General features: G+C 35.9%; 8 protein-coding genes. All 8 read left to right on the forward strand.

Going from position 1 to position 13164, the window contains the following annotated elements; genetic code table 11:
- Nucleotides 1-88: 88 nt before the first annotated feature.
- Entirely contained in the window at nucleotides 89-2413 is a 2325-nt protein-coding gene (lon, locus tag ACIQZA_RS23175; RefSeq protein WP_400932892.1) for an endopeptidase La, read from the forward strand.
- Between the two features lie 4 nt (nucleotides 2414-2417).
- Nucleotides 2418-2999, forward strand: a complete 582-nt coding sequence (yihA, locus tag ACIQZA_RS23180; protein WP_400932894.1) for a ribosome biogenesis GTP-binding protein YihA/YsxC — start codon at nucleotides 2418-2420, stop codon at nucleotides 2997-2999.
- A gap of 119 nt (nucleotides 3000-3118) precedes the next feature.
- Nucleotides 3119-3292 carry a YjfB family protein gene (locus ACIQZA_RS23185; RefSeq protein WP_012295488.1) on the forward strand — a complete coding sequence of 58 codons (174 nt, stop codon included), beginning with the start codon at nucleotides 3119-3121 and terminating at the stop codon, nucleotides 3290-3292.
- Between the two features lie 161 nt (nucleotides 3293-3453).
- The gene (locus tag ACIQZA_RS23190) at nucleotides 3454-5115 is read left to right on the forward strand and encodes a hypothetical protein (protein WP_402884187.1); all 1662 of its coding nucleotides are present in this window, start codon (nucleotides 3454-3456) and stop codon (nucleotides 5113-5115) included.
- Between the two features lie 297 nt (nucleotides 5116-5412).
- Nucleotides 5413-6867, forward strand: a complete 1455-nt coding sequence (locus ACIQZA_RS23195; RefSeq protein WP_400932898.1) for an S-layer homology domain-containing protein — start codon at nucleotides 5413-5415, stop codon at nucleotides 6865-6867.
- A 19-nt stretch (nucleotides 6868-6886) separates the two neighbouring features.
- On the forward strand, nucleotides 6887-9790 hold the full coding sequence (locus tag ACIQZA_RS23200; protein ID WP_402884185.1) for a vWA domain-containing protein: 2904 nt from the start codon (nucleotides 6887-6889) through the stop codon (nucleotides 9788-9790).
- Between the two features lie 985 nt (nucleotides 9791-10775).
- Complete coding sequence (gene hemA / locus ACIQZA_RS23205; protein ID WP_400932902.1) at nucleotides 10776-12131, forward strand: glutamyl-tRNA reductase; 1356 nt, start codon at nucleotides 10776-10778, stop codon at nucleotides 12129-12131.
- A 189-nt stretch (nucleotides 12132-12320) separates the two neighbouring features.
- Nucleotides 12321-13148: a cytochrome c biogenesis protein CcsA gene (gene ccsA / locus ACIQZA_RS23210; RefSeq protein WP_142509031.1), complete on the forward strand. Its 828-nt coding sequence runs from the start codon at nucleotides 12321-12323 to the stop codon at nucleotides 13146-13148.
- Nucleotides 13149-13164: the final 16 nt, after the last annotated feature.

Genomic DNA, 13164 nt, shown 5'->3' on the forward strand with positions numbered 1-13164 from the left:
ATTGATTAACTAGTGTGAATCAGCTTTTTAGACACATACTAGTAGCGTGGGAGTGAATAAGAAAATTTTGACGGAGGTGAATACCCGCATGGTGACAATACAAAAAACAACAAGTGTACCATTATTGCCTTTACGTGGACTTTTAGTATACCCGTCGATGGTGTTACATATTGATGTGGGTAGAAATCGTTCTGTAGCGGCGCTAGAACAAGCGATGCTAGAGGACCAATTGATATTATTGGTAACACAAAAAGAAGTGCATGATGAACAGCCTGAAGAGGAAGATTTGTATACAGTTGGTACGATGGCATATGTCAAACAGATGCTAAAATTACCAAATGGAACACTGCGTATTTTAGTGGAAGGTGTGGCGCGAGCAACATGGTCTAACTATCGGGCGCTAGAAAAATATACGATTGTTGACATCGATGTTAAGGAAGAATCAAACGGTAAGGATGTAGAAACGCAGGCTTTAATGCGTACGTTGTTAACGTATTTCGAGAGATACGCGAAAGGCTCCAATAAAATTACACCTGAAACCATCAGTACTGTGGCAGACATTGAAGAGCCAGGTCGTTTAGCAGACATTATTGCATCGCATTTACCCTTTAAGATTGCAGATAAACAAGAAGTATTAGAGATGCTCAATGTAAAGAAGCGTTTAGATCATTTAATTATTCGTTTGCATGACGAGCAAGAAGTACTTGATCTTGAAAAGAAAATTAATACAAAAGTTAAGCAATCCATGGAGCGTACACAAAAGGAGTATTATTTACGTGAACAAATGAAAGCTATTCAAACTGAGCTAGGAGATCGCGAAGGAAAAACTGGCGAAGTAGCTGAATTACGTAAACGTATTGACGAAACAGGAATGCCTGAATCAACGAAAGAAGTAGTGCTTAAAGAGTTGGATCGCTACGAGAAGCTACCAGCGGCTAGTGCAGAGAGTGGCGTCATCCGAAACTATATTGATTGGATTGTTTCATTACCATGGACGAATGCGACTGAAGATCGCATGAATATCGAACATGCGGAGAATATTTTAAATCGTGATCATGACGGGTTAGAAAAAGTAAAAGAACGTATATTAGAATATTTAGCTGTACGTCAGTTGAAAAAATCGTTACGTGGACCAATATTATGTTTGGCTGGCCCTCCAGGTGTAGGTAAAACATCATTAGCTCGATCTATTGCAGAAAGCTTGGATCGCAAATTTATCCGTATTTCATTAGGTGGGGTACGAGACGAATCAGAAATTCGTGGTCATCGTCGTACGTATGTTGGGGCAATGCCAGGTCGTATTATCCAAGGGATGAAAAAGGCAGGAACTATTAATCCTGTGTTCCTTCTAGATGAAATTGATAAAATGTCTAATGACTTCAGGGGAGATCCTGCAGCGGCAATGCTTGAAGTTTTAGATCCGGCTCAAAATAATACATTTAGTGATCATTACATCGAAGAACCTTATGATTTATCAAATGTATTATTTATAGCAACTGCGAATGATTTAAGTACAATTCCTGGGCCTTTACTAGATCGTATGGAAGTAATCTCAATTGCTGGTTATACAGAAATTGAAAAAGAGCAAATTACGAAAAATCACTTAATACCGAAACAGTTAAAAGAGCATGGCTTGAAAAAAACACAAGTTATTATTAAAGACGAAGCAGTAGTGGATATTATCCGTTATTATACTCGTGAAGCAGGTGTTCGCGGACTAGAGCGTCAAGTCGCAACCCTCTGTCGTAAAATCACTAAGATCATCGTTTCTGGTGAGAAAAAACGAGTAACAGTGAGCTCGAAAACGTTAGAGGAATTACTCGGTAAACATCGTTTCCGATATGGACAAGCGGAAGAGGAAAATCAAATCGGTGTAGCTACTGGGCTTGCTTATACAACTGTGGGTGGTGATACATTACAAATTGAGGTATCATTAACACCTGGTAAAGGAAAATTGCAGTTAACTGGGAAGCTCGGCGATGTCATGAAGGAATCTGCTCAAACAGCTTTATCGTATGTCCGTTCAAAGATGGAAGATCTAAAAGTGGATGCAGAATATTTTGAAACACATGATATTCATATTCATGTTCCTGAAGGAGCTGTTCCTAAAGATGGACCTTCCGCAGGTATTACTATGGCAACCGCAATTGTTTCTGCAATTTTACACCGTCCAATACGCCGTGAAGTCGGTATGACAGGTGAAATTACATTACGTGGACGTGTACTGCCAATAGGTGGCTTAAAGGAAAAAACACTCAGTGCGCATCGAGCGGGTTTAACGACAATTATTTGCCCGAAAGATAATGAGCGAGATATTGAGGATATTCCTGAAAGTGTACGCGAACAACTAACATTTAAACTAGTGTCATCGGCTGATGAAGTATTAGCCCATGCACTGGACGGAGGTTTTTAAGAAAATGAAAGTCCATAACGTAGAAATGGTCATAAGTGCTGTAAGACCAGACCAATATCCAGAAGATGGACTGCCAGAATTTGCACTAGCCGGTCGTTCAAATGTGGGGAAGTCCTCCTTTATTAACCGAATGATCGGTCGTAAGGCTTTAGCACGTATTTCTTCTAAGCCCGGAAAAACACAAACGCTTAATTTTTACAAAATTGAAGAACAATTATTTTTTGTAGATGTTCCGGGCTATGGTTATGCAAAGGTTTCAAAAACTGAGCGTGAAGCATGGGGAAAAATGATTGAGCGTTACATCACTGGACGCAATGAATTAAAGGCAGTCGTACAAATTGTTGATTTACGTCACCCCCCTACAGCTGATGATCGCATGATGTATGATTTTTTAAAGCATTACAATATTCCTTGTATTGTTATTGCAACAAAAGCAGATAAAATTCCAAAAGGTAAATGGGATAAGCATAAAAAAATCGTGAAAGAAACGCTAGACATGGAAAAAAATGATCCTCTTATTGTCTTTTCTTCAGAAAAAGGACTTGGCTTTGAAGAAGCTTGGCGTACGATCGAAAATAAAATGTAATAAAAAAACATCTATTGAGTCTTTTATTTAGGACAGTAGATGTTTTTTTATTAAATAATAGGGAGAATCGCTTGATGAATGGAACAACTGACCGATAAATTAAATAGGAGGTGGACTAAATGGATATCGCAGCTTTATCAATGGCCATGAATCAAGCAACTTTAATGCAAAATGTATCTCTAGCTGTAACGAAACAGGCAATGGAGATGCAACAGCAAAATACAGAACAATTAGTTGAAATGTTAGATGCTCCACATCCGACAGCCGGACATACAATTGACGTTCAAGTATGATGAAGCAAAGGTAGCTTGAAATTGGAAGCTACCTCTATCTTTATGTCTAATGGTAGATTTAAAAAGTAAGTAAAAGCACTAAAATGTAACTTTTTGAATAGGAAAAACTACCAATAGTACGATATACTATATATTAATAACAATTTTTTAGGAGGCGGGATTTGTTGAAGAAGATTCCATACATACTAATGATTGTGTTACTAACGGTTCTCGGATATTCATCGAATAAAACAGCTCATGCTGCCCAAATGGTGACTGGAACCTTTGTTGATGTAACATTTTCAGAATATGCAAATGCTAACGGAGTAATAGAAAAAAAGCTTAGTAAAATTACTTTGCAAAATGAAAGCGGTCGTCAAGTTACATACAATATAAATGATAGTGCTCGCCTGTATATTAATAATACAGTGACAACAATCGAAGGCTTTAAGATGGGAATGCAAGTAGAAGCGGAAATTTCTCTTCGCAGTGTTGTTGAGCTGCGAGGTACTTCTAATTCTACAAGTGAAACAGAATCTCCAACAGTTGCACAAAATACAAAAACACTTGCTGGAGCAGTGACAAGTATTGATCCAAATGGACTATTCATTATGCTGAAACCAGATATTGGGGAGGAAACAACTTACTATATAAATAAAGATACAGAATATCAAAAAAACTCCTCAGCTGTCGATATTAGCGCCTTATATGTGGGGGATCGTGTTAAGCTTAGCCTTAAAAATCGAAACACATCCATTATCACAAAAATAGAAATTAGTGAGACGGGTACATTAGTTGAAAACCTATATAAAGGTGAGATACAGACAGTTAATGCCAATACAAATAAATTAACTGTCAAAAACCAACATGCTTTTATAAATTGGCAGTTTGGCTCTGACACAACAACGGCTTTATCAACAATGAATTTTTCATCGAAGGTTCCGATATTTGTTGGAAATACAAAAATTGAAAAAGGTCAGTTGAAAAATTACATTGGCAGTCAGGCATATTATGCAACTGTTAAACAATTTGGCAAAGAAGTGATTGAAAAGATTGTTGTATTGAAAAACAATGAGCGAACTTACTATGAGCCTATGCTTTCTGTAGATACTAAATATCAATTATTAAAACTTAAATCTGCCGGTACATTATACTTCCACGATGGAACGATTTTAATTAGAAATGGTCGTTTAATTGAACCTACTGGCTTATTAGCGTATGGTACAGCCTTTGTAATTTCGGACGGTGCTGCACGTGATCATTATGCCCAAGTTGTTCAAGTAACAAGTGATAGCTTTATGTCACCAAACTTATCAGGTCATGAATTATATTATGGACGTTTATCACAAGCAGATGGTTATTTAATCGAAATTGATGATGCGATGAAGATCGAGTCAAATGTCTTCAAGAAAACAGAGCGAACTGTACTATCTGTTAGTAATTCAACAAAAGCCATAGTAGATAATGGTAACAAAATATATAGTGTCATTCCTGATATTGAGCTTCATTTATATGAAGGCGAATATGGATACTTCTATGTAAAGGATGGTCATGTGCAGGCCCTTCATATGCTTAATAAAGCGAAGCCTGTTGCACCATTAATGTTAACTGGTAAACTACAGTCAGTTAAATCGAAATACCCGGCTGTAATTAATGTGAAGAGCGTTAGTCAATGGCAAAATGGTCGCTGGTATGAAGCTGGTGAAATGATTGATATGAATATTGACCAAGCTACAATTATTAAAGCTGGTAAAGTTATTCAAGCATCTGATTTAAAACCTTCTGATCGTTTAGTAGTATTATCAGATCGTTTTGTCAAAGCTCATTTAATATTAGTTGATTAATCAATTTAGAAGTCTGTGAGTCTTCTGTGAGTTTACGTTAGCACTGCACTTTTGCACAAAAAACAATTGCCGCTGCCGCTACGCTATCGCGCAAAAGACATCTGCAGGCCTAAGCACAAAGCCGATTCCGGACGCAATTATGCCGAGGCATAATTGACCTTGAATTTTCCAGGTGTGTTGATAAAAGCAGATAAGAATGGTAAATCAACACACCTGATTATTTTGTTAAGTGGAAGAAATTTATTGACAGCCCCAGATGCGGATATGTATGGAATGAAAGTGAGGAACAAAAAAAGAATGCGAAAACATTTATCTAAAATAATGTTAGTGGTTCTTGCTGTATTTATTATTGGAATTACTATCCCAGAAAATGCATCAGCTGTTTCATTAGAAACAACAGGTGCTGTAAAAAATGAATATACATATGAGGAAGCTGTTTTCATTACAGGAACACCCATTATATTTAAAGGTACTAGTAAAGACATTAAAATTACACAAAAAGAATCTAAAGGAAAGTTAACCGAAACACATAGTCTAAAGCTAACAGCAAGTAATGGTGCTACATTGACACGAAATATGACCTATGAATCTGATGTCGTAGATTATGCTACGATTGGTCAAAAAACATCGAATGGTGTAGTGAAAAAGTATACTGAGAAAATTGTTGTTGGGAAAATAACATATACATTGGTAGATTACCAATTTTCACAAGGGACTGTAGCGGACAATCGTGCAGCCTCTGATTATTACTCAGGTAATGTGATTTCAAGAAAAACATATGCCTATCAAACTGGAACTGGAAAAAATGCAGTTCAAAATACAGTAACAATTGATACTGATAGTCGTCATGCTGGCTATGAAAACTTCTGGGGAGCGACAGAAACGCAAATTACAGAAGCTGTTTATAAATATAGCGACGGTAAGACTAGCCATGTGAAAAATCGCTTATCAATAAGCAAATCACGTGTACTAAACTATGAAGAAAACTTAGGAAGTTTAGGTAGCTTTGATGGTGGATATGCGGTAGTAAGTGAAAAAGATGTTATTTCTGAATATACGTTTGATTTATCCTCTGGGCAAAAAGGTACTCTTGATTTAGATAAAGAATATATGCCGACAATAGAGCGTTTAATCATTCCTAAGTTCCGTGATTTATCAAAGCATTATGCAAAAGGAGCTATTGAAAAATTATACTCTTTAGGTATTTACTCTGATGCAAGTAACTTCTTCTCACCAAATACCCCTATGAAGCGTATTGACTTTACAACGGCGATTGGTAAGGCAGTTGACTTACGTGTTATGGAAGAACCGAAAACGAAAAAATCGACATCAGCTACAAGTGTTTTTAAAGATGTTAAACGTACGGTGAAAGATTATGCCTATATTGAGTCTGCGTATAAAAAAGGAATTATTAAGGGTGTAACGCCAGAGTACTTCAAACCTGATAATCAAATTACTCGAGCTCAAGCCGCTACGATTTTTGTACGTGCATTAGGGCTAGAAAATAAGGCGCCAAATCCAGGTTATATGACGAAATTTAAGGATGATGCGCAAATTCCGAACTATTCAAAAGACGGTATATACATTGCGAATGAGTTAGGATTAATGACTGGTGACCCTACAACAGGTCGATTTAATCCAGATCAACCATTAACGCGAGCACAAGCATCCGTAGTATTAGAACGTTTCTTGAATTATTTGGAAAGCGATTTAAAACAAAACTATCGAGATGACATATTGTTCTTTAATTAACGAAAGGGCTGAAAAATAAATGACCTATGCTAAAAAAGCATTTCTATCTTTGCTTTGTTTCGTACTAATTTTGGTGACAGCAGCTCCAGCTGTGACCCAAGCAGCTACGACAATTAATGATGTCCCAACAAATAACGGTAAATACAAAGCTATTTCGTGGGCAGTCGATAATGATCTACTCTCATTAAATAGCGCTAATAACTTTTTACCTAATGAGCAAATAACTGATCGAGAGCTTGTTGTAATGTTTACGAAGCTCGATAAGAACTATGCATTAACATATAACGAAAGTGTCGCATATAACTTTTACAGTGAGTTTTATTTACCGTTCAATGGTACTTACACAACAGCAAATCGTTCGAAAGCTGTTACACGTGGACAATTTGCGCGTATATATGCTGCCTTTAAAGGTTTAGATTTAGACGAGCCTCAGGCGGTTCAATATTTATACACAAATGATATTTCAACAGGAAGCACTGGTAAAAAGACATTTGCCGATTTCGATCCTTCTACAAAGCTGACTCGTGGAGATATTGCTGAATTTTTATATCGCAGTGTACAAAACGGCAACTTTGCTGTACTAGGATTAAAACGTGCAGCAGCAGGTCGTGATAATGATAAAATCACATTACCGCCAGGCTTCATGGGCTCAAACAACGCAGAATTTGAAGAGCCAAAAGATAATTCTAATGATTTTACTGGACCAGAGTATGTGAATAATGCTCTTCAAAGTATTGATGTAGAAAAACCAGATTTAATTGCAAATAATCAAGATTCAACGCTCATTACTGTATCTTTAAAAGCTTGTAATGGTGATCCAATACCTGATGATAAATCTTATACATTCCGTGTAACTTCGTCATATGGAGCAAAAATCGTTGACACATCTGGTGAGGCTGTTCGAAATGTACAATCAGATGGCTCTACTGTCTCTGCAATTGTTATAGCACCAAAATTAACAAAATCTGTACGTGATACAATTACATTTGAGCTTATTAACAACACAGATCCTGGTATGAAATGTCTTGTAGGTGAGAAATTGAATGCACATGTACGTTACTCACCTCAGCCAGAAATGCGCATTGATTATCAAGTGTATGATCCAGCAAACACGGATGATGAAAATGGAAATGTCACACCTCCATATGTACCGTATGAAAAATTACCAACGTTCTTTACTGAAAACATTATTAACGTTCATTGGATTAATCCAGAAGAAAAGCTATTTAGTATTGGACAGCAAACGAATGTAACGAATAGTTTAGGAAATGTTGAAAATAAATATTTACAATATGGTGGCAGTGATAAAAATTACCCTGCATTAGGCTATGAAAATGCCATCTTACAGTTTGAGAATTATAATATTTCAGCTTGGCTATTCGAAACAATTATTCAAAAACGCTTAAAGGATTCTATTAGTGATAAGATTGAAATCATGTATATGATTTCAGATGATGGGCGTCCTATTTACCGTATTCAAGGAATCGATGATGCGATCGCCTCACAGGTTGAGAATATTAATCCAGTCGGTTCTATTATTCAACTTATGGGCTATATGCCAGACGAAAAACAGCTGACGCTCGAGCATTATGATAGTGTCATGAAAATTTATGCAATTCTTACAAGCTTGAGTAACTACGACCGAACAGTATTATTAAAATACCAAGGTGGTAAATTACTCGGTCAAGTAGAGGCCTATAAAAAACGAGTGGAAGCATTAAAGGAAAGTGCAGATGCGGCATCAAGACCATCGGGTAAAGATCGTTATACGAAGGTTATGGTTACATTAGTAAGACCAGGTGGAGAAATTATTACTGACTACCAAGGAACAGTGAAAATTAAATTTGATGGTGTTGAGAAAACAGCTTCATTTGTGACAAATACTTCGGATTATTTAAATCACACAGGAAGCCCAGGGACGGCTGTAGCGTACTTTGATTCGGTTATTTATGGAAAATCAAAAGCTGAAGCAACATTAGTTAATAAAATAGATCCTCGTTATGCAACAATATTGAAGGATTTTAAAGATAAAACAATACCAAAGGAAATTTTCACAAATCCTTACTTTAGTAAAAATTCTTGTTCTTTAGCAACAGAAGTTGCTTACGTAGTTGATTACTCTGCTTCCATGAAAGCTTCTGATCAAACAAATTATCGTGGTAAGAAGATGATGGAAGTAATCAATCAAATTAAGGCTAAAAATAATATTGTTATTGAAACAAATACAAAAGCTACTGTTCTTGGAGAGGGCAGCACAGACAATGTCTTGAAAAAAGATCTATATAAAGCATCAAAAGAGAAGGGTGCTACAGATATTTTTGCAGGTATAGATCTAGCTCTGTCTAAATTCTCAAATGACTCGAAAACTTCAAAAGCTATAATTGTCGTATCAGACGGTAAAACAAGTAAATCTAAAATGACAAAAGTGCTGAACGATGCGAAAAATAAAGGGGTCAAGGTTTACACTGTAAGTATCGGTAAAAAATCACAAGTTAATGATGCCATTTTAATGCAACTGGCTACTGAAACTGGTGGTACTTATTACCACGCTAATGATAACTTACAATTACATCAAGTTTTCCAAAAAATTATTGATGCAATTTTATGTAAAACTGCGCCTTCAAGTTGCGTGAATCCTGAAGATTTATTTGAAGAAGCGACAGTCACTCTACGCAAAGGCAATATTACGATGAATGCAAGAATCGATGGTAATTGCTCAAATGTTGCAAAGATTAATGTACGTTTCCCTTCTTTAAGTGGAGATGTGCAATTTGAATTGACAAAGCGTAGTGATAATGTCTACATGCTAACAAAAACAGTGCAAACAATGCAGGACTTCAAAGTTAATAATGAGATTGAATTCGTAGCATATGATAAAGACGGTAAAATTATAGCTACTAAAACTGTGACAATTACAAATTAATAGATTAATACTCAAAATTAAGCTGAACTAATAGACAAAATTAGTTCAGCTTTTTTTGATTTTATATACTTATTACCATAACGTGGGGTTGATTTCCGTTGCACCTCCAATTCAATCAACTTATCTTCATCATATATGTCAAAAAAATTTATCCTAACCTTCGAAATGAAGCTTTTATTTAGTTAATTTATTAAATTTGGCAATAATACACCTAAAGATACTTTGAGGTGATGATTAATGTACATACAGAAATGCTTATCTTAATTTAGAATTAGGGAACAATAGTATAAGAAAGTAAATTTAGCCTTGTTAAAAATAATAATTCAACATAGGCATTTTTCTTACGTCAATAATAATTAAAAGAACAATAGAGTTGTAAGATTTGGTTTAACTCTATTGTTTATTTCGAAAGACATATTTACCTAAAAAGAATAAAATAATTGATTATCCTTATTCCAACGTGAAAGTAATAGTTTGTACGTATGAATAATTAGAAATTGCCTTTAGGAATCTTCAATATCAATCATCTTTTATTTGTTCATCATCGGAAGATAGGAATGCCTTTAATAAAACGTATATCATGTGAATAAGTTGATTGGAGTGGAGACTGGGCGACTCCTTGGGGATCAGCGATATAGAGGAACGAAGGCTAAAAACATCACGTCCTGTGATAACGCCTTCGTGACCAACATCCTGTTGGCCCGAGACCCTGCAGCGAAGCGAAGCGGCTCAACGGACGCCCCCAGGAAAGCGCCCAGTCGGAACGGAAATCAACCACACGTTTTGATAATGAGCCATTAAAGAAAATGTTCTGGAAAACATTAAATTTGAAACAGGAAGTATAATTTGTTACACTTAGTTTATAATAATTCTAATGTAGATAACGAATTTTAGTTCTTCATGACATGTTCACAAATTATTGATGAACTCTTGTCGAACTGTGCTATAATGAGATTTGTTAATTAGAACGTGAGAGGTGTTATTCATGCATACCATCGTAGTAGGCTTGAATTATAAAACGGCGCCAGTTGAGATTCGTGAAAAGTTATCATTCATAGAGAGTGAACTACCACAGGCAATGGAAGCGCTACAGAAGCAAAAAAGTATATTAGAAAATGTTATTGTTTCGACATGTAACCGCACAGAAATATATGCAGTAGTTGATCAATTGCATACCGGACGTCATTTTGTGAAACAATTTTTAGCGAATTGGTTCGACTTACCTGTGGAGACATTTTCTTCGTATTTAACAATTCGTGAAGAAGATGAGGCAATCGAACATTTATTTAAAGTGACTGCTGGAATTGATTCGATGGTACTTGGCGAAACTCAAATTTTAGGACAAGTACGAAAAAGCTTCTTAAATGGACAAGAGATTGGAACGACAGGTACGGTATACAATCAGTTATTTAAACAAGCAGTGACATTTGCGAAGCGTGCACATAATGAAACGGCTATCGGTGAAAACGCGGTATCTGTCTCTTATGCAGCAGTTGAATTAGCGAAGAAAATATTCGGATCTTTACAACGGAAACATGTAGCAATTTTAGGTGCAGGGAAAATGGGGGAACTTGCTATTGAGAACCTTTACGGTAGCGGTGTAGGAAAAGTAACCGTCATTAACCGTACGTTCGAAAAAGCAGAAAGTTTGGCAGCTAAATTTGACGGTGAAGCAAAATCTATGAAGGAACTACAATGTTCGTTATTAGAAGCGGATATTTTAATTACGTCTACAGGTGCAACAGATTATGTTATTGACTATGAATTGATGCAATTTGTTGAACGTTTACGTAAAGGTAAACCATTATTTATGGTCGATATTGCAGTTCCTCGTGATATTGATCCACGTGTTGGAGATTTACCAAATGTTTTCTTATATGATATAGATGATTTACAAGGCATCGTCGAAGCAAACTTAGCAGAACGTGAACGTGCTGCTGCTGATATTTCATCGATGATTGGCAAAGAGATTGGGCAATTTAAAGATTGGGTTGCAACTCTTGGCGTTGTCCCTGTCATCTCGGCTTTACGTAAAAAAGCGAATCATATTCAAGAAGAGACAATGATTAGTATTGAAAATAAAATGCCAGATTTAACGGATCGAGAACGTAAAATTTTAAGTAAGCATACGAAATCTATTATTAATCAATTTTTAAAAGAACCAATTTTACAAGCTAAGGAAATGGCAAATTCACCAAAAGCAAATGAACAGTTACGTTTATTCCAACAAATTTTCGGTATTGAGGATGCTGTGGAAGCTGAAGTTACTGCGATGACAGAACAAGAGCTTGAACGCAAAGAACGCGTACAGTCTTCCACTGAACCAAAGTATTCTTTCTAAAGATGTCTAGGTGTTCGCGGTGCAACTTTAGAAAAGTTTTCCTTCGAGCTTTTTCCCGCGAACGAGATTTTCTACTGATATTAAATGAGGCGTTTTCGTATCTGTGTGGTAAACTAAGGATACGAAAACGTTTTTTTCTAGGCTAAAGTACATTACTTTAGCACTCTCAAAATAAAGAAGGGATGTCTATTGGCTGATTTGACAATGACAAGGCTCTATGAAGTAATGATCGTCTTGTATGGGATCAGTCTAGTATGTTACTTTACTGATTACTTTTATAAACAAATAAAAGCAAGGCGGATTGCTTTTTGGCTTGTCTCATTCGTATGGGTAATTCAAAGTGCCATTATACTATTAACTTTTGTGGGAACGAAGCGTTTTCCGATTTTATCGTTGTCAGAAGGGATTCTCTTTTATTCCTGGTTGCTCGTGACATTATCAATTATTTTACACTGTATTGCACGGGTTGATCTACCGGTGTTTATTATTAATATACTAGGATTTTTATTCGCTAGTATCTTTACTTTTATGCCGAAACGGTCTACAGGAGTAGTTAGCGATACTTTAATTTCGGAATTGCTTTTTATTCATATATCATTTGCAATATTATCGTATGCAATGTTTTCGTTAACATTTGTTTTTGCGATATTGTATTTAGTATTATATCGTTTGCTAAAAAAGAAAAAATGGTCACATTTATGGACAAGGTTACCATCACTACAGCAGACGAGTAACTGGATGAATGTTTCATTTTTCATTGCTATTCCAGTGCTATTTGTAAGTTTAGTTTTAGGGTTTGAATGGGCACTACTAACGCTAGAGAGTTTTTCAATTTTTGATGCGAAGATTATTGGGTCCTTTATTATTTTAATTTTGTATTGCTTTATATTGTATGTGAATCGTAAGAGTAAGCTGACAGGGACAAGTTATGCGTGGGTACATATATACGCTTACCTATTAGTTGTTGTTAACTTCTTTTTAGGAAGTAGTTTATCACGATTCCATTTATGGTATTAGAAGAGAGGTTGGAGAC

It is taken from the genome of Lysinibacillus sp. NPDC096382 (genome assembly GCF_044762845.1).
Lineage (GTDB): Bacteria > Bacillota > Bacilli > Bacillales_A > Planococcaceae > Lysinibacillus.